Source organism: Morganella morganii (assembly GCF_019242955.1).
GTDB lineage: Bacteria > Pseudomonadota > Gammaproteobacteria > Enterobacterales > Enterobacteriaceae > Morganella > Morganella sibonii.
Window position 1 is genome coordinate 1,394,804 of the sequence record NZ_CP066129.1, and the last position, 24,029, is coordinate 1,418,832.

Annotated in this window: 25 protein-coding genes and 1 pseudogene; 14 read left to right on the forward strand and 12 right to left on the reverse strand. The window is 49.9% G+C overall.

Going from position 1 to position 24,029, the window contains the following annotated elements:
- Positions 1 to 17: 17 nt before the first annotated feature.
- A complete protein-coding gene (locus JC793_RS06335; protein WP_247717331.1) occupies positions 18 to 578 on the forward strand; it encodes a fimbrial protein in 561 nt (186 codons plus the stop codon).
- A 25-nt stretch (positions 579 to 603) separates the two neighbouring features.
- Positions 604 to 1,380: an outer membrane protein gene (locus JC793_RS06340; RefSeq protein ID WP_218427837.1), complete on the forward strand. Its 777-nt coding sequence runs from the start codon at positions 604 to 606 to the stop codon at positions 1,378 to 1,380.
- A gap of 59 nt (positions 1,381 to 1,439) precedes the next feature.
- Here the strand turns inward: JC793_RS06340 and sfmF are convergent, their stop codons facing one another.
- From sfmF to JC793_RS06370, 6 genes are all read right to left on the reverse strand, one after another.
- The gene (gene sfmF / locus JC793_RS06345) at positions 1,440 to 1,973 is read right to left on the reverse strand and encodes a fimbria assembly protein (RefSeq protein WP_166707364.1); all 534 of its coding nucleotides are present in this window, start codon (positions 1,971 to 1,973) and stop codon (positions 1,440 to 1,442) included.
- Positions 1,974 to 1,984: 11 nt separating this feature from the next.
- Positions 1,985 to 2,986, reverse strand: a complete 1,002-nt coding sequence (locus JC793_RS06350) for a fimbrial protein (protein ID WP_166707365.1) — start codon at positions 2,984 to 2,986, stop codon at positions 1,985 to 1,987.
- A 7-nt stretch (positions 2,987 to 2,993) separates the two neighbouring features.
- Positions 2,994 to 5,582 (reverse strand): outer membrane usher protein FimD, encoded by a 2,589-nt coding sequence (gene fimD, locus JC793_RS06355; protein WP_166707366.1) that lies wholly within the window; start codon positions 5,580 to 5,582, stop codon positions 2,994 to 2,996.
- 43 nt (positions 5,583 to 5,625) lie between these two features.
- Positions 5,626 to 6,273: a fimbria/pilus periplasmic chaperone gene (locus JC793_RS06360; protein WP_218428353.1), complete on the reverse strand. Its 648-nt coding sequence runs from the start codon at positions 6,271 to 6,273 to the stop codon at positions 5,626 to 5,628.
- A 254-nt stretch (positions 6,274 to 6,527) separates the two neighbouring features.
- A complete protein-coding gene (fimA, locus tag JC793_RS06365; protein WP_218427839.1) occupies positions 6,528 to 7,076 on the reverse strand; it encodes a type 1 fimbrial major subunit FimA in 549 nt (182 codons plus the stop codon).
- Between the two features lie 155 nt (positions 7,077 to 7,231).
- Positions 7,232 to 7,468, reverse strand: a complete 237-nt coding sequence (locus JC793_RS06370) for a helix-turn-helix domain-containing protein (protein ID WP_166707368.1) — start codon at positions 7,466 to 7,468, stop codon at positions 7,232 to 7,234.
- Positions 7,469 to 8,504: 1,036 nt separating this feature from the next.
- Here JC793_RS06370 and JC793_RS06375 point away from each other — a divergent pair.
- A complete protein-coding gene (locus JC793_RS06375; RefSeq protein ID WP_218427841.1) occupies positions 8,505 to 8,822 on the forward strand; it encodes a thioredoxin family protein in 318 nt (105 codons plus the stop codon).
- On the opposite strand, the gene JC793_RS06380 is transcribed toward JC793_RS06375, so the two are convergent.
- A complete protein-coding gene (locus JC793_RS06380) occupies positions 8,817 to 9,731 on the reverse strand; it encodes an effector binding domain-containing protein (RefSeq protein ID WP_166707370.1) in 915 nt (304 codons plus the stop codon). The genes JC793_RS06375 and JC793_RS06380 overlap by 6 nt on opposite strands.
- 344 nt (positions 9,732 to 10,075) lie before the next feature.
- Between JC793_RS06380 and JC793_RS06385 the strand changes: the two genes are divergently transcribed.
- On the forward strand, positions 10,076 to 11,635 hold the full coding sequence (locus JC793_RS06385) for a methyl-accepting chemotaxis protein (protein ID WP_218427843.1): 1,560 nt from the start codon (positions 10,076 to 10,078) through the stop codon (positions 11,633 to 11,635).
- 6 nt (positions 11,636 to 11,641) lie between these two features.
- Here the strand turns inward: JC793_RS06385 and JC793_RS06390 are convergent, their stop codons facing one another.
- A complete protein-coding gene (locus JC793_RS06390) occupies positions 11,642 to 12,010 on the reverse strand; it encodes a MerR family transcriptional regulator (RefSeq protein ID WP_166707372.1) in 369 nt (122 codons plus the stop codon).
- Positions 12,011 to 12,081: 71 nt separating this feature from the next.
- On the opposite strand from JC793_RS06390, the gene JC793_RS06395 reads away from it, so the two are divergent.
- The 6 genes from JC793_RS06395 to JC793_RS06420 all read left to right on the forward strand — a co-directional run bounded on the left by JC793_RS06395 (position 12,082) and on the right by JC793_RS06420 (position 18,442).
- Complete coding sequence (locus JC793_RS06395; protein ID WP_054423555.1) at positions 12,082 to 12,870, forward strand: SDR family NAD(P)-dependent oxidoreductase; 789 nt, start codon at positions 12,082 to 12,084, stop codon at positions 12,868 to 12,870.
- 87 nt (positions 12,871 to 12,957) lie between these two features.
- Complete coding sequence (locus tag JC793_RS06400; protein WP_046892613.1) at positions 12,958 to 13,491, forward strand: GNAT family N-acetyltransferase; 534 nt, start codon at positions 12,958 to 12,960, stop codon at positions 13,489 to 13,491.
- Between the two features lie 114 nt (positions 13,492 to 13,605).
- The gene (gene speC / locus JC793_RS06405; RefSeq protein WP_218427845.1) at positions 13,606 to 15,780 is read left to right on the forward strand and encodes an ornithine decarboxylase; all 2,175 of its coding nucleotides are present in this window, start codon (positions 13,606 to 13,608) and stop codon (positions 15,778 to 15,780) included.
- A complete protein-coding gene (locus JC793_RS06410; RefSeq protein ID WP_218427847.1) occupies positions 15,777 to 16,337 on the forward strand; it encodes an SMI1/KNR4 family protein in 561 nt (186 codons plus the stop codon). The genes speC and JC793_RS06410 overlap by 4 nt, the downstream gene beginning before the upstream one ends.
- Positions 16,338 to 16,444: 107 nt before the next feature.
- A complete protein-coding gene (locus JC793_RS06415; protein WP_218427849.1) occupies positions 16,445 to 17,464 on the forward strand; it encodes a nitrilase family protein in 1,020 nt (339 codons plus the stop codon).
- Between the two features lie 60 nt (positions 17,465 to 17,524).
- Positions 17,525 to 18,442 carry a LysR family transcriptional regulator gene (locus JC793_RS06420; RefSeq protein ID WP_218427851.1) on the forward strand — a complete coding sequence of 306 codons (918 nt, stop codon included), beginning with the start codon at positions 17,525 to 17,527 and terminating at the stop codon, positions 18,440 to 18,442.
- A gap of 36 nt (positions 18,443 to 18,478) precedes the next feature.
- Here the strand turns inward: JC793_RS06420 and JC793_RS06425 are convergent, their stop codons facing one another.
- On the reverse strand, positions 18,479 to 19,381 hold the full coding sequence (locus tag JC793_RS06425) for a LysR substrate-binding domain-containing protein (protein WP_247717332.1): 903 nt from the start codon (positions 19,379 to 19,381) through the stop codon (positions 18,479 to 18,481).
- A 98-nt stretch (positions 19,382 to 19,479) separates the two neighbouring features.
- Between JC793_RS06425 and JC793_RS06430 the strand changes: the two genes are divergently transcribed.
- Positions 19,480 to 20,394: a DMT family transporter gene (locus JC793_RS06430; protein ID WP_052927243.1), complete on the forward strand. Its 915-nt coding sequence runs from the start codon at positions 19,480 to 19,482 to the stop codon at positions 20,392 to 20,394.
- An 18-nt stretch (positions 20,395 to 20,412) separates the two neighbouring features.
- On the opposite strand, the gene JC793_RS06435 is transcribed toward JC793_RS06430, so the two are convergent.
- A complete protein-coding gene (locus JC793_RS06435) occupies positions 20,413 to 20,949 on the reverse strand; it encodes a DMT family transporter (RefSeq protein ID WP_218427854.1) in 537 nt (178 codons plus the stop codon).
- A gap of 91 nt (positions 20,950 to 21,040) precedes the next feature.
- On the opposite strand from JC793_RS06435, the gene JC793_RS06440 reads away from it, so the two are divergent.
- Positions 21,041 to 21,937, forward strand: coding sequence for a LysR family transcriptional regulator (locus JC793_RS06440; RefSeq protein WP_243846739.1), 897 nt, complete (start codon positions 21,041 to 21,043; stop codon positions 21,935 to 21,937).
- An 8-nt stretch (positions 21,938 to 21,945) separates the two neighbouring features.
- On the opposite strand, the gene JC793_RS06445 is transcribed toward JC793_RS06440, so the two are convergent.
- Positions 21,946 to 22,389: a hypothetical protein gene (locus JC793_RS06445; protein WP_166707379.1), complete on the reverse strand. Its 444-nt coding sequence runs from the start codon at positions 22,387 to 22,389 to the stop codon at positions 21,946 to 21,948.
- A 244-nt stretch (positions 22,390 to 22,633) separates the two neighbouring features.
- On the opposite strand from JC793_RS06445, the pseudogene JC793_RS06450 reads away from it, so the two are divergent.
- Both JC793_RS06450 and JC793_RS06455 read left to right on the forward strand, forming a co-directional pair.
- Positions 22,634 to 22,979 (forward strand): annotated as a pseudogene (locus JC793_RS06450) (DMT family protein).
- A 132-nt stretch (positions 22,980 to 23,111) separates the two neighbouring features.
- A complete protein-coding gene (locus tag JC793_RS06455) occupies positions 23,112 to 23,543 on the forward strand; it encodes a carboxymuconolactone decarboxylase family protein (RefSeq protein WP_166707381.1) in 432 nt (143 codons plus the stop codon).
- A gap of 28 nt (positions 23,544 to 23,571) precedes the next feature.
- Here JC793_RS06455 and JC793_RS06460 read toward each other — a convergent pair whose 3' ends face one another.
- Positions 23,572 to 24,018, reverse strand: coding sequence for a VOC family protein (locus JC793_RS06460; protein ID WP_218427856.1), 447 nt, complete (start codon positions 24,016 to 24,018; stop codon positions 23,572 to 23,574).
- Positions 24,019 to 24,029 lie beyond the last annotated feature (11 nt).

Sequence of the window (24,029 nt, forward strand, 5' to 3'; positions counted from 1 at the left end):
TTCTCCGGAGGATACTGATGATGAAAAGTACAGATAATAATTTTTCCGGAGCCGGGCGCAGAAAAGGAATTCTGGCTGTTTTACTGGCGGCCATATTCAGTCCTGCTGCTGTTTCGGATATCGGCAGTATTAACTTAATTATGAAAGCCAATCTGGTTTCCAATGCCTGTACCATTACGCCGGGCACAATGAATCAGACAGTTGACCTGGGAACGTGGGCAGTAAAGCAATTTCAGGAAACGCCGCGGGGCGTGCCGCCAAAGCGGTTTACGATAAACCTGATTGATTGCGGGCCTTTGGCAGCAGGGGTAAAAGTGACGTTTTCAGGTACGGCGGATTCTGTAAATAATACGCTGTTTAAACTTGATGCCGGCAGTACAGCCACAAATCTCGGGATTTCTGTTCTTGACAGAAATAAGAATACTGTAAAACCCAATACAGAAACCATCGTGTATCCGCTTTATCCGGATGCAACAAATATTCCGCTGGAATTTTATGCACAATATGTTGCCACCGGTAACCCGGTCGGTGCGGGCACTGCAAATTCTCAGGCAACCTTTACGCTGGAATATCTCTGATATTTAATTTTCAGGAACACTATAAATGATAAAGAGTAAATTACTGACAGGCGGTCTGCTGGTTCTGGCTTCCGCACACGCATTTTCCGCATCACAACCGGGTTTTTATATTTCAGCCAAAGCCGGGGCCGGGCTATTAAAAACAACGGATAATTCATTACAGGGTTCCGGCATGACGGCGGGGGCTCTGTCCTATAATATTGAAAAAGAAAATCTGAAAAATATAACGGAGACAGTTTTTTCTCCGGGGATCGCGGTCGGGTATCAGTTCACCGGTGATACTTATCAGCCTGTCCGTGTTGAACTCGCATTTCAGCATTACGGGAAGCAGGATGATAATATGTCTTTTTCACCTTCCGTTTCCGGATACTGGCATAATCAGAAAAATAATACCTTTCCGCTGCCGTCAAAGTCTTCGCTGTATATGAAAACGAAAGCGGATACGCTGATGGTGAATGTGTATTATGACATTCCGGTCAATAATGAGATCAGTGCTTATCTGATGGCCGGTGCCGGTGCGGCATTTATCCGCAATGAGGTTTCCTGGGATACTAATGTGGCAGGGCAGGCACTCAGTGCCGGGGCATCAAAAAGTGTGACTAATCTGGCCTGGTCTGCGGGGGCGGGAATTTCGTGGAATATTAATGACAATATTTCACTGGATACCGGTTATTCCTATACGGATGCCGGCTCGGCGGAAAACAGAATTACGGCACATAACGGTCTTAATACCGCAACAGGGTATACCAATACAGATGTGAAATTACATTTGCTGTACGCCGGTATCCGGTATCATTTTTAATCCGTTGTCCGTCTCTGCGGTTGTTTTGCAGAGACGGAACCCCGGGGAATATATTCTGATTAGTCGTAGGTAATCATAAAAGTGGCGTCCGCATCGGCAATGCCGGGTGTCGGGCGGTCAGCGGTGGCGATATAATTGGCATAAAATTGTGCCTGACCGTTACCGTTAATATCCATGGCGATTTTCGGGCTTTTGGTCTCCATGGGAATCCGCTTTTTCTGACTGTCGAGAATTTCGACCGCCACAGATCCCGCCGCACTCGCACCTTCATTTATGGCCAGCAATGAGCTGTCCGTTTTATCTTTCTTACCGCTGAAAACAAAAGTGACAGCAGAAGAGGGCGGGCAATTCTGTAACTGAAAACTGAACGGCATTGATTGTGTTTTATCTCCGGCGGCACGGAAATTCTTCAGTGCCCAGCGTCCCAGCTCCACTTTTTTATTTGCCTGAGAGACTTCGACCCCGCAGCTGTAAGCCACAATTTCACCGGACAGCTCAATATTCACCCGGCCAAGTTCATAGGCGGCGGCGGAATGGATCAGCAGCCAGCCGGACAGCAGGGGAAACAGAGCCTGTGATATTCTTTTTTTCATTGCCGTGCCTGTTATTCGTAGTCTACGCGTAAATATCCGCGGGATTGGAAAACACCTTCTTTCGGTTTATTTCCTGTCACACTGACAGGCCAGGCGGTAATTGCAGTACGGGCCGATCCGGCACCATCAAGCTGGAACGGAATAACACTGCCGATATTATTCGGTGTTAATGCGTTGCCGTCTTTATCACCAACCATAAAACCGACATCCGGGTTATCAGAGACAATCATATTGCCGCTGACTTTTTCGGCTTCGATACGCAGTGTCAGATAAGCTTTGGCTTCTACGTTGGTACACTGTATTGCGATATTTTCGAGCTTTTTATTCACCGTGGCGGGTTTATTTCCGGCACCGGCCTGGCTGAATAACTGTGAGCCGATTTTACCGAAGTTAATGACCACAATATCATTAACGCCGACTTTGCATTGCTGCGGCACATTAATCACGCCGCTGTAGCTGATGGTATAAACCGGTGTGCTTAACGGGTCGTTATTCGCCGTGGTGACATATACGGTAAACAGTGTTTTTTTCGGGATCACCACCTGGTCAACAAAACGCCGGGTAACTTTCAGACGGAACGTAAAATTACTGTCCATGATGCCGAACGGCTTGCCCTTGGTAACGTTAGGGTGTGTTCCCATCAGAACATAGTCCTGAGGCGGATAAAAAGTACCGGCGGAGCTGTCAATAATACTCATCGCTCCGCGCAGGTAATCATTCAGCTGGAGGTATTTATAAGCTCCTTCCGTTTCCACCACCGGCATATTGGCGACATAGCTTCGCATTGTCCGGTTATTACCGGAGTGGACAGGGCAGATCCCTTCAACCCGTTCACTGAAGTTTTTGGTTAATACTTTTACCTGACCCACCTGGTTATTGGCGGACGTAAAGCTGTCCGTCAGATCATAATACACTTCACTGACCCCGCCGGAGGCATTACTGCACACCACTGCCAGCGCCGGAAGAGGTAAAAATGCCATTAATAACGGGATTGCATATCTCTTTTTCATCATTAACTCTCTATTTACATTCAAGCGCGGTCCGCAGTAACGGTCCTTTGATTTCCTGACGGGTAAAATCGTAGTCGGTTGTACACTGGTCACCCGGCTGATTTCCCCACTGCACCAGTAATTTTCCGGTCAGCGGCAGGCCGGTTAAATATACACGCCCGTCATCATCAGCGATGCTGCTGATCTGCGAGCCGGTTTCCTGCACCATACTGCCGAAGCGGATCGGTTTACCGTTGTGTGTCAGGGTGAGCAGCGCCCGGATACCGATACTGGTATCAAACGTGGCACGGGCGACCGCACCGCTGATCGGCACTACGTTCTGTACGTTATTTTTTATTTCCGTATTGTCATTAAATGAGTCCGGATTCAGTGCGATACGGTTGTTCCGGTAGGCGGAGGCATAAGGAATAATGGCGTAACCGCGCCAGTCCGTTTTCACACCGGTATAGTTTTCCACCGCCACACCAGCGGCACCCGGTGCTTTGACCAGCACGGTGGTGTCATTGATTGACTGGCCGAATGTAAATCCGTTTTCATGCAGCAGCACCGCCCCGGAAGCCCGGTAGTTCAGCTGATTCTGATCCGGATCGTAGTTATAACTGATCCCGAAATCACCGTAAGTCCCCTGATAATCCAGCCCCGCAGAGCCGTTATAGCCCTGCTGGCTGACATGACCCTGTGATACGGAATAGCTCAGGTTTCTGTCTTCCAGCAATGTACCGTTCACACCGACGCGGTAAGCATCCCGGCCGCCGGAGTTACTGGTGGCGGAGAACGTGGCATACGCGTTATTAAAGGCATCATTACTGCGCGCGTTACGCGACGAGAATGATGAGAACGGCACGGACACATTCACCGACAGCATGTTATCGCGCTCTTTGAGTTCCAGAGCCTTGGTGGTACTCAGGGAAACGGAATAGTTTATCCCGTTCCGGCTGTTGGAATACCCGGCCTGATACCATTCATCCTTACCGCTGCGGTTCCAGTAAGACTGCTGGTTACCGGATAAATAGAGCGAACCGTACTGATCAAATGACTGCGAAATATTGACCTGGAAACGCCCTTTTTTGTTATAGAGCAGATTGTGATAATTAATAATGATCGGTTTGCTGCTATCACCATCTTCACCGTCCGGGGCATATTCATACCCGGACATCTGCTTGTAGGCGACATCATTTAAGGTATAGAAGCCTTTGGTTGAGTAACGGTAACCTAATAACTGGAACGTGGTTCCGGTGGTGTTCAGGGATTTCGCATACAGGAAACGGAATGACTGCCCGCTGTGGTTTGAACCGTCCGCCAGTTCACTGTTTGCATGGGTGATATCGAAGGAGAACGCACCAAAACGGCCGATATTCTGACCGACACCCACCAGTACAGATTTATATTTGTCCGCCAGCTGAGTCCCGGTATAAACAGAGATATCCCGTGTCAGACCGGCGAGCAGCGTCGCCTGGACAAACTTCGGTTTATCCTGGTTACTGTTACCGCTGCGGAATTCACCGGCCATCACATCATATTTCACGCGGCCCTCACGCTGGAGTACCGGCAGTGTGGAGTAGGGCACAACATACTGCTGCTGAGTACCGTCTTTCTCCTCGATGGTAACCTGTAAGTCACCACTGGAAGTGGCCGGGTTTAAGTCATTAATGACAAACGGACCCGGCGGGACATACACCTGATAAATGACATAACCGTTCTGGCGGATAACCACTTTGGCATCGGTTTTCGCCATACCGCGTACGGTCGGGGCATAACCCTGCTGGCTGTCCGGATACATATTATCGACAGAAAACAGCCGCACACCACGGAACCCGGCAGAGTCAAACACGCTGCCGTCCGAGTTGCCGTCACCGATAACCAGCTGACTTTTCAGGGCAATGATCGGCCGCTGAACATAGTTCATCAGGCTGCGCCACTGGCTGTTGCTGGAATTTTTACTTTTGTTGTAATTCCAGGAGCTGGACTGACGGAACTGCCATGCACCGAGGTTAAACCCTGAGTTCATGCTCACGTAGTAGCTGCTGGTATTATCCGAGTTATTATTCCCTGACGCGAAATAGTTCATAAACAGCGCCGGGATACCGGATTCCCATCTGTCCGGCGGAATATAACCGCGGGCCTGCCCGGAAAGGCTGGCCTGAGGGAAGCTGAGCATCAGCCGCTGTTTCTGAAAATCAAAGTGATATTCGGAACCGGGAATTTTTTCGGTAAACGGGAAGCACTGTTTATCCTGAGCGGTTAATTCTTCAGGCCGGGCGATATTCACCCCGAAACCCATAATGGTCTCCGCACTGAAGCAGGGGAATAAATAAGGCTCACCCTCTTTATTTTTCAGTTCGGTAAAGGTGATTTCAGAAGAGGAGACAAAATCATTATTAACGGACAGTTCAACCAGGTAATTACCGGGCGGCTGATAACCGCCCGATTCAAAGCGGGATAAATCAGAGACATCCGCATCAGACAGGTCGTCGGTTAAAAACGCGGCGTTAAAGGAAGGTTTCGCACCGGCGGTTCCCGCAGGCAAAAAACACGTCACGGCCGCAAGCACAGCAAAATAAACCGGCGTATGTGTGAAAACCTTTTTGATGTTACTCATTTCACCCTGTTCCCTGCATGACAACAATAAAATAATGAATGCCTTAATTCAGATTCACTTCGCGCTGTTTGCGCAGTCCGCCGTAATCATTAATTGTCTGATAGGTCAGTTTACGGCCGCTTTTACCGGCAATCTGATGGGTACTGAATGGTGCAACCATGACATTATCAAGCGGACGCCCGTCTAAAATGAGATTGACGAAAGTGGTGTAATACGGTGTCGGGTTATCAATCGTAATCGCGCCGCTTTTCTGCGTGATGATAATTTTTTCGGCCGCATCTTCTGTCTGGATCGGTAAATTCACCGGTCTGACAAATAACTTAATCCGCGAAAGAATCGCCAGCTGGAGAACGTTTTTTCCTTCCAGCGAGTTTTTATCCACAGACGGAATGGCTTTTACGTTCAGCCAGAAAATGGATTCTCTGTCTTTCGGTAAATCCTGAGCCAGGTTAACAATCCGCAGAATATTTTCGCTGGCAGGCTCCATTACAAATAACGGTGGCGTGATAACAAAATCTTTCTCTTTGCCATTTTCGTTATCAACCCATGAGTTGATAAGAAAACGTTCTTTCAGGCTGTGGTTAATCACAGACAGTGAGGTTTGTTTGGCATCCTGAGGATAAATAATCCGGGTGGCACCCAGAGCAATTCCTGAGTTTTGATTTGATGCTGAATAAGCAAACCCTGACATCAGTGTGAAAAACAATATCAATGCACTATTTTTAAAATAATCAGAAATCACAAAAGTACCTCTTAATATTCTCTGTCAGAAATAACGCATAGAGTATGGTATTTCATTTTCCGGGGTGGCTTATAATACAGGTAGTGATATATAAAACTTTCTCTGCTCCCTGTTACAGGCACAATCCATCGTCAGAATTAAGAGAAAATAATTCTGTACAGAGAAAGTTTTTATTTATTTAATTAATTACGTTCAGTAATTGATTATTCGTATTTAACAACGAAAGTGGCATCAGCATTTGCCTGACCCGGAGTGGTTGCACCTTTGGCAACATAACGGGCAGAGAAATCTAATACGTTAGTACCTTCATTCAGTGTTTTAGCTGCTGAGAATTTGCTGCCGTTTGGTGATAAAATCGCAGAGGTGCTGTCAGAAATCTGAATACCGACATTCTGTGCAGCCGGTGCGTTTGTACCTGAACTTACTGCTAATAAGGTTGCATCACCATCCATGCTCTGACCGGCGAAGGCAACAGCTGCAGTTGCAGATACAGCCGGGTCACAGTCAACCAGTTTGATTTTGAACGGAACCGGAGTAGTCATGTCGCCTGAAGCGGCTAATTTAGCCGTACGGTACTGACCTAATTCCACAGTCTGATTGCTGCTTTCGGTGCTGACTGCACATGCTGCGTTAACCAGTTCCCCGGTAAAATGAACATTACCGCCGTTTACAATAACCGGATCTGCAGCAGAAGCAGCAGCGGAGAATAATAAAGCGGATACAACAGATGCACCAATGATATTTAATTTCATAATACTGAATTCCTAAAAAATAAACGCCATCTTCAAATTTTACTATCTTAAAAGAATAGTAAACCACTACATCTGAAGAATGTAACCTTCAGACACAATTTAAGTGTTGTGTGTATCAGAAATGAAAAAAAGAAAAAACGAAAAAATAATAAAAATTAATATATGTAATCCCGGTTTTTATCCAGATCACCGAATAGCTTTACAAAAGGAACTTCCAGAACCAGTGAAATAGTAAACAGCATATCAAGCGGAATGTTGCATTCCCCGCGCTCATAGCGCGAAACCTGTTGCTGACTTAATTTTAATTTATCACCTAATTCTGAACCGGATAATCCCTGTTCTTTTCTGCGTGCTCTGATTTGTTCTCCAACAATTTTATTTATATTCATCATGAGTCGTACTCAAAAATTACCGGGTTTCTTATGGGAATAATATGCAAGGTATTCTGAATAACTAATCAGATAATACAGACACAGATTCTGTCGTTATAAAATATGGCAGAAAGGTGTGGTTGCATTTCGCGATTAAGTATTAGCGCTTACAGATTTTAAGTAAAGTTAGTTATAACGATCAAAGATCTGTTATTGAAAGGCAAAGACTATCAATAACGATTTTTTGATCGTTGTAATCTTTTTAAAATATTAACAATTTTTATAATATTTAAAAACATATATCTTTATTTTTGAGGTTGCTTTTAATTCATTGATAATTAAAGAGATTGAATTCAGTTGTTACTTTTACTTGTTTAATAAGTATAAGTTACCACGTTGTATTCTGCAATACTATCTATTTATCATTAAATTATATGTAACATGTTGATACTTAATGATTAAAAAATCAATTCAATATTTAATCAAAAATGTCTCATTGTAAAAAAATAACGCAAACGATGATTATTTAAAACTAATAAACCAGTATATTGTAAATATATAGATTTAAATTCCATTTTAATGGTTGGTGTTTTAACAAAAATGAAGTGTTTACATAAAAAATGAGTTGTAATGGTTAAAACTATAGGTTTTCGTGCGTTTGTAAACATAAAATAAACACAATAAAAACATGTATTTCATAATGTAAAATTAAAAAAATCATTATACTTCATTGTGTTATAATGATTTAAATGCGAAGAGACTGAAATATTACAAATTATTGCCACAATATGCCTGTTCACAAGTTTAAAGTGTAAATGCAAAATAACACATATTGTGAGTAAATTTAGGCTGAATAATAATTTATCCGATAAAAAAGACAGAATATATTGCCATACATAAAAATATGATGTTAATCATGGCGTTGTCTGGTGTGATGTAATGGAGATAGAGGTTATTATCGGCTGTTATCCGGAAGACTTTAGTTTTTTCGGTGGCTACGTTATAAAAACAGGCTCTGATGAGAGCCATCATTTTCATTCTGACAGGGGAAAAATGCATGATACCGGACTATACAGAAAGCAATTTTGCCGGTATTGAACACGGCAGCGGTGTTGCGGTGATCCGTTTTCATGCACCGTGGTGTGAACCGTGCCGCCGGAGTGAGAATCAGTTTGATGAGGCTGCAACACATTTTCCCGCTGCAGTCCGGGCCGGAAAAATCAATGTAATGCAGGCTCCGGTACTGGCAGCCAAATACGCGGTATGGGGATTACCGGTTGTTCTGATCTTTAAGGATGGTCAGGAATTTGCCCGTATTTCCGGGCCGCAGCCGGCTTCCGTATTCGGGGAAGCCGTACATAATGCATTGTTATAACATGACCGGGATGTAGTAATTAATCTCTTCCACATACTGCATGCCATTGGCAATAAAATCGTCATGGCGGTCTGCGGACAGCAGTTTATAGTGCTCAATATCCGGGCCGCGTCTGCGGAGCAGGTTCATTTCGGCCAGTGTGCCGGAATAGGCGGCATGAATGATGTTGTGGTAATCAGCGGGCAGCTCTTTCAGTGTGGCCGGGTCAATGGTGATTCGCAGATAAGACCCGCCCGGTAAGGTCACCGGGATCAGTGAAGCCCTGCGGAGCCCTTCAGGTGATAATACTGACGGAATAACTGCGGTCGTATAGGCATAACTGATATCGTCTGCGGTGGATTCATACGGGGCATGTACAGCATATAAATCTGCCGGGATAATATCCACTTCCTTAAAAAACAGCGTCCAGAATTCCCGCCGGAACTGCCGGTTTTCTGTCTGCCAGTCTGACAGGTTTTTCCGGTGATAATGGTGTGAGCCTGCTAATTGTATTTCCGGTAATTCGGTCAGTTCAGCCTCAAAAGCAATCCGGTTCTCAGCCTGTAACGGGAAACAAAACCCGTTGCTGTCCCAGCCCGTTTTTTTGCGGTAGGCGGATGGCGTGGTATTAAACTGTGATTTAAAGGCGCGGCAGAATGTCTGTTGTGAGTCAAAACGGTATTTCACGGAAATATCAAGAATACTGCTGCTGGTGATCCGCAATGCTTTCGCCGCACAGGATAAGCGGCGGGCACGGATATATTTGCCGATAACCACCCCGGTATGCTCTTTAAATAAACGCTGTAAATGCCATTTGGAATAACCCGCCCGTGCAGCAATGATATCCAGCGATAAATCAGATTCCAGATTTTGCTCAATCCACAAAACCAGACTCTGGATAATGCTTCCGCGAAGCCCGTCTATGTTCATTCTTCTTATTACCGGTCAGGAGTGATATCGCTCAGTTATCGGGCGATACAAAAGTTAACTTCATAATATTAAATGAATTTACCTTTTATATCCGCAAGGAGTGTAAATATCTGTATGTTTCGTGCGGCGGTTTGTATTTTTTTATCAGTAATTGTCTTTTTTTTTGTGATTTTGAGACATACAAACAGAAAAATATCTTGAAACGGCAAAAATCGCGTAGCTATTAATCTGAAAAACAACAAAATTTTAAAAAATAACAAAAAATTATAACTTTTGGTTTTTTTGCCGATAACTGTATTCGTATGGCTTCGTCATACCATTTGTCGCCCCTTAAAGGAAACTGTATGCAGTTACTTCGAAACTTATCCATCCGGTTCGTCATGCTGTCGATACTCGGTATTTTGTGTCTGACACTCGGATGTGTCAGTTTTTACAGTGACTGGTCACTGTCGAGAGTATCTGACGGCAATACGACCGATCGTCAGTTAGTCCGGCAGCTGACAGTACTGAATCAGGGAAATGACCAGTATTTTCGTTTTATCTCCCGGCTGAACCGTGAGATGCAGAAAAAAGCGGAAGGTGAAGTACCGGATTTCAAACCGTCTGCGGAAGCGATGGAGAACATGGGGCTGCATCTGGCAGAGATGAAACGTATTTCTCCGGGACCGATGGATGTGCAGATGTCAGAAAGGGTGATCGCCCGCTGGCAGGCGCTCTATGATGAGGGGGTCAAAATTCAGATGCAGCTGGCAGAGCAGGGGGATCAGGCGGGTTACCGTAAACAGTCCCACGATGTCACGCCGCAGCTGAGCAAAGAGTTCGGTACTGTCAGTCTGGCGTTCACGCAGGTGGCGGAAGCGCAGATTGAACAGACCCGCATACTGGTGGACGGCCTGATGACGACCACACGGATCGTGATTATCAGCGGCGCACTGTTTGGTCTGCTGATCCTGATTTTTGCGGATCGTTATCTGGTCACCATGATGCAGCGCCCGCTGAACAATGTTCGTCAGCATTTCCGGCGTATTGCCGCCGGTGATCTGAGTCAGCCGGTGGAAAATGATGCAGCCGGACGTAACTGTGTCGGTAAATTATTCCCGTTACTCAGTGAAATGCAGGGCAGCCTGCGGGATGCGGTCAGTTCTATCCGTGAAGGCAGTGATACCCTGCGCGCAAGTGCCTCGGAGATTGCGCGCGGTAATACGGATCTCTCTTCCCGTACTGAGCAGCAGGCCGCCGCGCTGGAAGAAACCGCCGCCAGTATGGAAGAGATCACCGCGACGGTGAAACTGAATGCGGATCATGCGCATCATGCCAGCGAACTGGCGGAAGTGACTTCCTCAACCGCACATCAGGGGCATGAGATGATCGCCTCTGTTATCCGCACAATGGACGAAATTTCTGATAGTTCACGGAAAATCGCGGAGATCACCAATGTGATCAACAGCATTGCATTCCAGACCAATATTCTGGCGCTGAATGCGTCGATTGAAGCGGCACGGGCCGGAGTTCACGGACGCGGCTTTATGGTGGTGGCCGGTGAGGTGCGGACACTGGCCAGCAACAGTGCGGATGCGGCCAAAGAGATTGAACGGCTGATAGCCAATGCGGTCTCCCGCGTCGATCAGGGCATTAAACAGGTGGCCGGCGGCGGGGAAACGATGGAGGAGATTGTCCGCGCTTCCGGTGAAGTGACCGCTATCATGAAAGAAATTGCCATCGCGTCAGAAGAGCAGACCAAAGGTATCTTACAGGTCGGTACGGCGATTACTCAGATGGATACGGTTACCCAGCAGAATGCCTCGCTGGTCAGCAGTGTTTCTGAAACCGCCGCCGGACTGGAGTTGCAGACACAGGGACTGCAACGCTCAGTACAAAAATTCCGGCTGAGTGCCGCAGACTGATATCACTCAGATGACTGCCGTGGTGAGTAAATCACGGTAGTAATCTATTTTTTTCTCCAGGTGCTGAAAATGATCGTTCAGCACCGCTATTTGCTGCTGTAATACCCCGCTGTGCGCCAGCAGTAAATCCATACGTGCCTGCGCCGTTTCCTCTCCCTGAGCCCGTAAATCCGCATAATGTTTAATCGATTTCAGCGGCATCCCGGTTTCTTTCAGTCGTGTGATAAAGGTGACCCACTCTGCATCGCGGTCGGAGTAACTGCGGTGATTATTTGCCCGGCGCTGCGGGATCAGAATACCTTCTTTTTCATAAAACCGCAGGGTATGGATACTGAAACCGGTTAAGGCAGAAAACGCACTGATGGAATAATGCATACAAGAAACCTCTTGACCTCGAGTGAACTCTATCTTTTACGCTCCGCAGACTAATGTCAAAGGAGGTTTGTATGAACAGTCAGAATTATGTGGTGATCACCGGGGCCAGTTCCGGAATAGGACGGGCTATTGCGGCTGCTTTTGTGCGCCGGGGTAACAATGTGGTGCTGGTGGCCAGGCGTGAAACGGTATTACTGGCGCTGAAAGCGGAGCTGATGCAACTGAACCCGGATATCACCGCAGAAATCCGTGTGTGTGATTTGTCAGTGCCCGGCAATGCGGCGGCACTGTATCACTCGTTGTCCGCACTGAATATTATTGCATGGATTAATAATGCCGGTTTTGGCTATTACGGTCCGGTGGCAGATCAGCCGGTGGCGGAAGCGGAGAAAATGCTGGCTCTGAATGTGAATGCCCTGATGGTGTTATCCGCCCTGTATGTGCAGGATTATCAGCATACGGAAGGCGCGCAGCTGATCAACATCAGTTCGGCGGGCGGATATACGATTGTTCCCTCGGCGGTGACTTACTGCGCGACGAAGTTTTTTGTCAGTGCCTATACGGAAGGACTGGCGCGTGAGCTTATCCGCAGCGGGGCAAAATTGCGGGCAAAAGTGCTGGCACCGGCGGCCACACAGACCGAATTTGGTCAGGTGGCGAATAATACGGATTCTTATGATTATGATCGTGCTTTTGCGCGTTATCACACCAGTGAGGAAATGGCGGAATTCGCGCTTGCGCTGTATGACGCTGACAGTATCACCGGCATGATTGATCGCGATGACTTCCGCTTTCAGCTGGCCGATACCCGGTTTCCGCATGCGGAAAACAGCCGGTCAAATCAGAATATTACGCCATAGGAGCAGCGGTGTGCCGGGATGATTGCTGTCCCCCGGTTTTGCTGATAGTGTGAGGTAACTCTTATTTTTCAGGCTGGATACCTTTTTATGCTGCAATTACTTCCGGTTACCTCACCGGCTGACCCGGTTCTTGATGATATTCGTCCGCTGTATGAATCCGCTTTCCCGCTGCATGAACAACGCACGCGGGCAGGGCGGGATAAACTGTTTTCACAGCCCGGATATCATCTGTATCAGATAAGGGATAATGACCGCTTTGCCGGATTTACCGGATGCTGGCAGATTGGCACACTGTTTTATATTGAGCACATTGCCATTGCACCGGAAATGCGCGGCAGTGGTGTCGGGCAGCGTGCGCTGTCACTTTTTTGTCAGGAGAAACAGCGGGTTGTTCTGGAAATAGACCCGCTGACGGATGAGGTGGCCCGCCGCCGTCTGCGTTTTTATCAGCACTGCGGTTTTGCCGTTAATGATTACGTTCACCATCATCCGGCTTACCGCCCGGAATTCCCGCCGCACGAACTGGTGATCCTGAGTTATCCGCAGGTTATTAATCCGGAAGAATATCAGCAATTTAACGACTTTCTTATCCGCCGGATTATGCCGGAAAATCTGTTGTAGCGCCTGACTCCCCGCATGTTATGATGGCCGCTTTTCCGGCGGTCTGTCCGCCGGTCTCCGTACTGTACTCTGCTGACAGCGATTGTCTGCGGAGACTGACTTTGCAGGGTTGTCATGAACAAGAAAAAATGTGCTGTCAGCGCGCCGCTCTGCGGTATGACTGATCTCCCGTTCGAAACAGTTCCTCTCAGTGAATGTGATTTCGCTGCGGTGTCTGTGTGTCTGGTGACACCGGAGGATGCCGGCAACGGACAGCCGGCACGGATCCGGCAGCAGGGGTTCGGTCAGCCGGTTTTTATGGTGATCCGCGACGGTGAAACTGCGGCGCTGCCTGACGGTATCAGCGGGATTATCGATCTCAGCCGTGATGACAGCCGCACAGTCTGTGACACACTTCTGCGCGCAGTGCAGGCTTATGAAGAGAGCCTGCTGCCGCCGTTTTTCGGGCGCTTAAAACAGTATACGGAACAGCAGAACATCTCCTTCGCCTGTCCCGGGCACCAGGGCGGTGAGTTTTTCCGCCGTCATCCGGCCGGACAGCAATTTACGGATTATTTCGGTGATGCCCTGTTCCGGGCTGACCTCTGCAATGCGGACACCGCACTGGGTGATCTCCTGATCCACGAGGGAGCCGCACTGGCCGCACAGCAGCACGCGGCAAACGTTTTTCATGCCGACAAAACCTGGTTTGTTCTCAACGGCACATCCTCATCCAACAAAGTGGTACTGAATGCGCTGCTGACACCGGGAGATCTGGTGTTATTCGATCGCAATAATCACAAATCCAACCACCACGGCGCACTGATCCAGGCCGGTGCCACGCCGGTTTATCTGGAAGCGGCACGTAACCCGTCCGGGTTTATCGGCGGTATTGACGCACACTGTTTTGATGAGGACTATCTGCGGGCACTGGCGGCAGAAGCCGCACCGGAGAAAGCTGGGGATAAACGTCCGTTCCGGCTGGCGGTGATCCAGCTGGGAACGTATGACGGTACGGTGTATAACGCCCGTCAGGTGGTGGACAGTATTGGTCCGCTGTGTGATTACATTTTGTTTGATTCCGCCTGGGTCGGCTATGAGCAGTTTATTCCGGTGATGCAGATGTGCTCGCCGATGCTGCTTGAACTGAATGAAAACGATCCCGGCATTCTGGTGACGCAGTCAGTTCACAAACAGATGGCCGGTTTCTCTCAGGCTTCTCAGATCCATAAAAAAGATAAACATATCAAAGGGCAGGATCGCTATGTTTCCTTCCGGCAGATGAATAATGCTTTTATGATGCATGCCTCCACCAGCCCGTTTTATCCGCTGTTTGCCGCACTGGATGTGAATGCAAAAATGCATGAGGGCGAATCCGGGAGGCGTCTGTGGGCTGAATGTGTCAGAACCGGGATTGACGCCCGTAAACTGCTGCTGAAAACCTGTCAGCATATCCGGCCCTTTATCCCGGATACCGTGGACGGCCGTCCGTGGGCAGAAGCGGAAACGGAGGTGATCGCTTCAGACCGGCGCTTTTTCAACTTTGTGCCGGGAGAGCGCTGGCACGGTTTTGAGGGCTATGCGGACGATCAGTATTTTGTCGATCCCTGCAAATTATTGCTGACCACACCGGGGGTGGATGTCAGCAGCGGGGAATATGAAGATTTCGGCGTTCCGGCAACGATTCTGGCGTATTACCTGCGCGAAAATCAGATTGTCGCGGAAAAATGCGATCTGAACTCGATCCTGTTTTTACTGACGCCGGCAGAAACCCCGGAAAAAATGCAGAGGCTGATCCGGCAGATTGCCCGGTTTGAGCAACTGCTGGACAGCGACGCAGCACTGGAAACCGTTTTACCGTCACTGTGCCGTACGTATCCGGCACGTTATGCGGGATATACACTGCGGCAGCTGTGTCAGGAAATGCATGACCTGTTTGTGAAACACAACGTCAAACAGCGCCAGAAAGAGATGTTCCGCCGCCGCTGTTTCCCAGCGGTGCGGATGTCACCGAAAGCGGCACATACCGAATTTGTCCGCGGCAATACGGAACGGGTCGCGGTGTCGGAGATTGCCGGACGTATCGCGGCGGAAGGGGCACTGCCGTATCCGCCGGGCGTATTGTGTGTGGTACCGGGTGAAGTCTGGGAAGCCCCGGTTCAGCGCTATTTCCTCGCGCTGGAAGAGACCGCCGATCGCTTTCCGGGCTTCGTGCCGGAATTGCAGGGGGCGTATATTGAACAGGATGACAGCGGACACCAGCGTGTGTATGCCTGCGTTATCCGCCATCAGCAGGGAGAAGGACAATGACAGCAGAACAGTTTCATCAGCGTATATGGGAAATTCTGGAAGATCTCAACAGCGACTATTTTCAGGTGGTTGCCGCCCCGGCACCGGAACCGCAGGCTATCGCAGCAGCAGAGACACTGACCGGTGTGCCGGTACCGGAGTATTACTCTGCATTCTGTCAGCGCACCAACGGTCTGTGCTTGATGGCACGGGAGGAATTCTGGCCGGAAGCGGAACTCTATTCTGTGGGACCTGCATGGACGTTCTGGCGCGGTGTGGTATTGCTCGGATTTGATACCCCCGATCTGCCGGAGTGGGCATCCGTCACGGCGGCCTGTGAGCGGCTGGCGGATTACGAAGTCACCGGTGTGCTGCCGCTGATGAAAGTGGCCGGTGACGGCAATATTATCTGGGGTCTGGATAAATCAGGCACCCCGGTTGAGGTGGCGGAAGGTGAAATTACCCGGCTGCCTGCGGACTTTACCGCATGCTATGAGGAACAAATCCGTGGTCTGGCAGAACGTCAGGCGGAGATGATGGAGCGGATCGCGGAGCAGAAACGCCCGGCAGCTGAATAAATCCTCACTTTCCATTCCTGTTGGTTATCGGACGAATCAGATAACTCATTATACGGACTCTCTGTGCTGTGGTGTGATAGCGGCAGAGAGTTCAATCTGATGAGGACATGATGATGCCTGTTAACACGCCTTCCGCACTGCGGGTCGCCACTGTGCAGTTTCAGCACCGCCCCGGCGACAAAGAATACAACCTTGCCTGTATCGATCAGTTTATTGAGCGCGCCCGCACGGAGCAGGTACAGATTCTGGTGCTGCCGGAAATGTGCATCACCGGCTACTGGCATGTGACAAAACTGCCGGATGAGGATGTCCGTGCACTCAGCGAGCCGCTGGCGGACAGTCCGTCACTGCGGTATCTCTGCACCCGCGCCCGGGAAACCGGTATGATTATCGGGGCGGGGCTGATTGAAGACGGTGGTGACGGCTATTGCTATAACACCTATGTGGCCTGTATGCCGGATAGCACTTATCATGCGCACCGCAAACTGCATGCCTTTGAACATCCGGTTATCCGCAGCGGTAATCAATACACCGTATTTGATACACCGTGGGGTGTCAAAGCCGCCATTCTTATCTGCTGGGACAATAATCTGACAGAAAACCCGCGTGCCTGCGCACTGATGGGGGCTGATATTATTCTGGCTCCGCACCAGACCGGCGGCACCTGTTCACGCAGCCCGTACGGAATGAAACCGGTTCCGCTGACATTGTGGGAAGAACGGGATAAACATCCGGAAGCGTTACGTACGGCTTTTCAGGGAGAGCACGGGCGCGGCTGGCTGATGCGCTGGCTGCCGGCAAGGGCGCATGATAACGGGGTATTTTATCTGTTCAGTAACGGCGTGGGACAGGATGATGATGAAGTCCGCACCGGTAATGCCATGGTGATTGATCCTTACGGACGGATTGTGGCGGAAAGTCAGGCTGTTGAGGATGATATGGTGGTGGCTGATCTCGACCTGACTCTGCTGCCGTTATCCACCGGGCGGCGCTGGATAACCGGCCGCCGTCCGGAGCTGTATCAGATCCTGACACAGCGTCAGGGTTATGAACGGGATGCGCGGACAGTCCGGTTTTCGGAAGACGCTGTGGCGGTCGTACCGCCGGAACTCCGGCCGAAAGGATGATTGCCCGGTGATGCCGGTCAGGTTATGCTCATGACCGGCATCTCAGACAGGATAATCAGCATGGATCTGCGTTTACTGCGGGCATTTGTGACTCTGGCCGGTTGCGGACATTATCATGAGGCGGCATCTGCCCTTTGTATTACCCAGCCCGCACTGACCAAACAGATAAAACTGCTGGAGAACAGACTCGGGCTGATACTGTTTGTGCGCGGACGACAAGGTGCTCAACTGACGGCGGAGGGCGCTGAATTATTGCCCGCGGCCACGGCACTGGTGCTACAGAGCCGGGAGTTTATGCATTATGCGGCCCGGCTGAGCCGTCAGTTACCGGCGCGGCTGAATACCGGGTTTGGTATTTCGGCATTTAAAGAAGCGGCTGAATTTGTCAGCCGGCTGCAGAAAATACTGCCGGATGTGCAGGTGTCTCTGGATGACTTCCCCTCTCAGATAATGACTGAAAAATTACTTTCCGGTGAACTGGATATCGCCTTTATGCGTCTGCCTCTGCCGAAGAATACAGTTCACCGGCTGGAAGCCGTTACCTTTAAGCAGGAAACATTATCACTTGCGGTACCTGCCGGAACGGTGGTGCAGTCCGGTCAGGAATTGTCACTGCTCACCCGTAATCCGCTGCTGACATTGCATGAAAACCGGGGGGCCGGGCTGTATCACCAGATAACGGCATTTCTGGATGCTAATCATGTTACCCCGCAGGCCGTGCACTACAGCAACGATATCCGGACTCTGATTGCCCTGGTCGCGGCCGGTGCCGGTATTGCACTGCTGCCCGGCGGAGCCGGTGATCCGGGGCATCCGGATGTCACGTTTTACCCGCTGACCGGCTTTGCACAAGCCTCCTGGAAAATGGGTATGATCTGGCGGCGTGAGTTACCGCTTCTCTGGCAGCAGCAGTGGCGCGAGTGGCTGACAGTAAAAGATCATCCGTTCGGTTCCGGTAAACCCGGGCGTCCGGTGTAACAACTGCGGCGCGGTGTTATCCGGTGAGGTATCTCATTATTTATTCTCCGCAGTGTGAGCAAATGCATGACAAAACCAGTCACTGACGGCGCTGATCATCGCCTGATCGGTGCTGTGGCGGTTATGCAGCAGATAAAATCCTTTCCCCGAATGCAGTGTCAGTGCCGGGAACAGCGGAATAAGCGTCTGTTGTGTCAGTTCGTGTTCCAGCAGAAAATCATTGGCAATCAGAATACCCTGCTGATGTACCGCCGCATCAATCGCCAGTAAAAACTGATCAAAATGCAACCCGGCGGCGGGCAGTGTGCTGCCGGGCGCTATCCCCGCATACTGTTCCAGCCAGGCATCCCAGTATGGATAGAGCGTGGTATGCAGCAGCACGGCGTTTTTCAGATCTGCCGGGTGGTGAAGTGACTGCTGCTCAGCATAAGCGGGGTGACAGAACAGACGGCAGGGAGCATCGGATAACAGTACCCGGGACGGTTGCGCACGGGACAAATCCGTATAGCGGACGGCCAGATCCACATTATCTTTTTCCAGCGAGATCAGTGCCGCCGTGGCATTCAGGTGGAGATCCAGCCCCGGAAAGGTGCGGACAAAGTCACTCATCCTGGGGGAAAACCACTTGGATGCCAGCCCGGGCGGCATGGAAAGGGTCAGCGTATGGTGTGCCGCATAGCGGATCGCCTCACCGGCAGCCCGGATTTGTGCCAGCGCAGGCTGAATTAAGCGATAGTATTTCTGTCCTGTCTCTGTCACCGTCAGTTTGCGGATCTCCCGCAAAAACAGCATCACCCCCAATTCCTCCTCCAGCTTTTTTATCTGCTGACTGACCGCTCCCGGCGTGACATGCAGAGACTCTGCGGCTTTGATAAAGCTCCCCAGCCGGACACTGGCTTCAAAGGCCAGAAGGGCTTTTATCGGCGGATAACGATCCATGAAATAGTTTTTCTCTTTCATAAGGTAATTTAAATCGGTTGTAGCACAGCCCCGGATTCAGAACAATAGCCCCATCAGAAAAAAGGGGTATCAATAGTATGAACAGTAAAACGGCAGCAGCGTTTGCGTTCCTCGGGATTATCTGGGGCACCAACTTTATTTTTATGCGCCAGGCGAGTGAGTGGATCTCACCGGTGCAGATTGTCTTTTTACGGGTGTTATGCGGTTTTGTGCCGATCGCGGTGATGGCGTGGATGCAGAAAGCCGTGCGCCGCGAACACCTGAAATATACCGGGCATTTTCTGGTCATGGCACTGCTGGCAACGGTGATTTATTACTGGGCATTTGCCTCCGGGACTTCACTGCTGCTCTCCGGCGTGTCCGGTGTGCTCAGCGGCGCGATTCCGTTGTTCTCGTTTATTGTTGCGGCAATTTTTCTGCGGCAGGAAAAAATCACGCTGGTACGTCTGTGCGGGCTGATGCTCGGTTTTGCCGGTGTGATTCTGATCGCCAAACCCTGGCAGGTCAGCGGAGAGAGTATCAGCCTCGCCGGGGTGGGTTATATGATCATGGGGTCACTGAGTGTGGGGATTTCATTTGTGTATGCCAAAAAATTCCTGGCCGACAAACAGATAGCCCCGCTGGCACTGACGACTTATCAGATTGGTCTTGCGCTGCTGATCCTGGCCTGTATCACGCCGTTTACCGGGATTACCGCGATTGCGCAGGACAGCACTGCCAGTCTCGGACTGATCATCGGGCTGGGATTGCTCGGCACCGGGGTGGCCTATCTGACATATTACTACCTGATCCTGAACCTGGGGGCAGTGGTGGCATCCTCTGTAACCTATATTCCGCCGGTAGTGGCTCTGATTGTCGGATTCCTCGCGGCCAATGAGCAGCTTGGCGTGACAGAGATTCTGTCGATGGTGCTGATTATGAGCGGAGTATTCTTATTACAGCGACCTTCGCGCCGCCCGGAAGCGGAGAAGGAAGCTGACGCTGTGCAGTAATATTCCGGGATACCAAACCTATCTTTTTATTGTCTGTTCGATTTGAGTTGCATTTCCTGCCCCGCCGTCACTGTCGCGGGCTTTTTTTTCACCCGCAAACTGCATCACCAGGACACCTGCCACCACCAGACCGATACCGGCGAGTTTTGCTATCTGAACCGGCTGCTTTGGCATTCCGAACAGACCGAAGTGTTCAATCAGTGCGGAAATGACCAGCTGACCGGCAATCACCATAACGAAAAAAGTAATACTGCCGATTTTCGGTACCAGGATCAGGGCAGACGTCAGGTACAGCATCCCGGCAATACCGCCGAGCCAAATCCAGAACGGCTGATGAAGCAAATCAGCACTCAGTACCGGCTTAGGAACTTTAAAAATAAATAATAACGGTGCTAAAACAATAATACTGATTAATAATGATACAAGACTGGCCCATAACGGATGACCCAGATGGCGTGCTAATACCGCATTACTGACCGCCTGTACCGGTACAATAGCACCGGCAAAAAAAGCACAAACAATCAATGCAATAGCAGATAATGATAAGGTTGACATAGTGACCTCCCCGGTTAACGTTTTATTAACATCAATCATAGGTGATTTCCGGAAGAACAGGAAATGAACAATTTTATAGAGCACTATTCGTATGATGAATAATATAAAGAAACTGGATTTAAATCAGCTGGTTACTCTGCATGCGTTGCTGCGTGAACGCCATGTCAGCCGGGCGGCGACGGCGCTGCACCGCAGTCAGCCCGCGGTCAGCCATACGCTGAATCAGTTGCGGGATTTATTTCAGGATCCGCTGCTTATCCGCAGGCAGGGGCGCTATCACCTGTCCGGCAAAGCGGAAGCGCTGTATGCACCGCTGACACAGGCGCTGGGCCAGCTTGATGACCTGATAGCACAACAGGATTTCCGTCCGGAAAACTGCAACCGGCGTTTTAATATTGCGATGTCCGATTACGGAGCGGCTATTTTCAGTGCAAAATTAATCCGTTATCTGCGCAATGCGGCTCCGCAGGTTGATCTGCAAATCTGGCAGGGCAGCCGTGAAGAGATGCAGGGAAAATTACAGGAAGGCAGTCTTGACCTGGCGTTCGGGGTGTTTAATGCCACGGATTACACTCTGCGGACGAAGACCGTATTTACGGATACCATGGTCAGTGTTGCGGATAAACAGTACTGCACCAACGGCACGATGCCGATGGCGGACTGGCTCTCACACCCGCATATTCTGGCGAGTATGAAACCGTATGAAGCCAATGAGATTGACCGGCAGTTACAGTTGCTGAATTACCGGCGGCGTATTGCGGTTTCTGTGCCTTACTGGCAGATAGCCTCACAGCTGCCGGAAGGAACTGACCTGATCCTGACAGTGGCACAACGGGCACTGCCGGAAATACTCAGCCCGTCATTACAGGTGTTTGAACCGCCGCTGACTATCGCACCGCTCAGTTTTCAGATGTTATGGCACCAGCGCAGTGAGGGTGACCCGGCATTAGGCTGGCTGCGGGAAGCGGTAATGCAGGTGTGTGACTGACGGGCGGCTCAGTGTGCTGTCCGGCGGCAGTTTTGCAGTTCCAGCAGAAAAGAGCCGTTATTGCCGCCGCCGCGTTTGTTCAGTCCGAAGACAAATCGCTGTTTTGACGGGGTGAAATAGGCCAGCCCGTTACTGATCCCGGCATAAACCAGCGTATCTTCGCCGATCTCCTGCAAATCCTGCTTTGACATGGTGGCAAACTGCGTAATCGGTGTCAGCACCGGAGAGTGGTAAGGGGTTGGTTTCGTATCAAGCACTGTAAAACGGTCATCGTGAAACAAAACGACAGCCTTGCGCTGTTTATCCGGAAAATAAAAATCACGCATCGCGCCCTGTTTTCGCTGATAACTGGCGGATGGAATATCGCAATTGTAATAACCGTTCAGTGCTCCTCCGGCGGCGTAGCCGGATATGCAGAACGATGATGATAATAAGAAAGTTAATAAACGCATAAACACGATAATGGTTTCTACAAATATTAAGTGTAAACGGATGCAGTTATCCGCACAATCAGTTCAGTTCAATCTTCCGGAAATCAGCGGAAAGAATAAAGGGCTGAATACGCGTAAAATTCAAATTTTATAAGCAGATGACGAGAAATTCAGTTTCTGAAACTATTATCCGGATCATATATCCGTTTATCTGATACAGGCGTAAAATAGCGGCCGATATCATTTTCTTACTGACGGACACCCCATGCTGGCGAAGTTTCTCCCGATTTTTCTGCTTGTTATCTCGAATATTTTTATGATGTTTGCCTGGTACGGACACCTGAAATTTACCGGTAAACCGCTTATTGCGGTTATTTTTTTTCAGCTGGCTGATTGCCCTGGCGGAATATTGTCTGGCGGTACCGGCTAACCGGCTGGGACATCAGTATTACAGTGCGGCTGAACTGAAAACGATGCAGGAAGTGATCACTCTGTGTGTTTTTATGGTGTTCTCAGTGGCTTACCTCGGTGAGAGTATCACGCTGAATCACCTTATCGGTTTCGGGTTTATTGCTGCCGGTGCGTTCTTTATTTTTAAGGGACCGTTTTAACCGGCATCACACAATGTCGATAACGATACTGTAAATTTATCCATAACATAACGGCATGACTGGTTATATCACCAGGTATTATTCCCGGTGTCCGGGAGACACGTTTTCACTTCTGACAAAGGCAGGTCCGTTATGTCATTACTTCGTTTATCTTATCCGAAACTCAGTCCGGCGGCGTATGCGGGACTGATTGCCTGTAAAAATGCATTGGAAACCAGTTCATTATCATCTGAACTGGTTGAGCTGGTTTATCTGAGAACATCACAGATTAACGGCTGTGCATTTTGTCTGGAAATGCACTCGGCAGCGCTGCGTAAGCGGGGAACGGCTCAGGAAAAACTCGACGCACTGGCAGGCTGGCGTGTGAGTGAGCGCTTCAGCGATCGTGAACGGGCGGCGCTGGAATGGACAGAGTCCGTCACGTTATTATCTGCACAAAATACGGATGATGCTGTCTGGCAGCGTGTGAAGGCACATTTTTCCGATGAGGAAATGAGTGACCTGACTATCGCTGCCGGCCTGATGAATGCGTTTAACCGGGTTGCTGTCAGTCTGCGTCAGTAGCGGATAACGGCAACCCCGGCACCGGCGGTTATTCGCCGGTGTTATCCCGCAGCCATGGCGTGATAGTCAGCCCGACAAGTAAACCCTCCGGGCTGAGCAGACGGGTGACGGACTGCCCCCACGGCTCGGTTCTGTTTGCCACCAGCAGCGGATAGCCCCGTGACTGTAAAAATTCCGTGGCCGCTGCCAGGTCGTTCACTTCAAATTCGACCCAGGCCTGCGGCACCGGATGTGACGACGGCCAGGTGTCCTGCCCGAAACAGGAGACGGCTGCCTGGCTGAGCGGCCAGAGTGCGAAGTGCTTCACACCGTGCAGACTGTGATCCGCTGTCAGGTAATCGGGCGCGCCTTCAGATTCAGTGAGCGGCAGGCCGACAGTATCTGCAAAAAAGTGTTTGCTGCGGGCGGGCTCGCGGGTCACCGGACCAAAACCGGCGACAAACAGCACACCGGGAACGGCAGGATAATCAGACATAGCAGTATCTC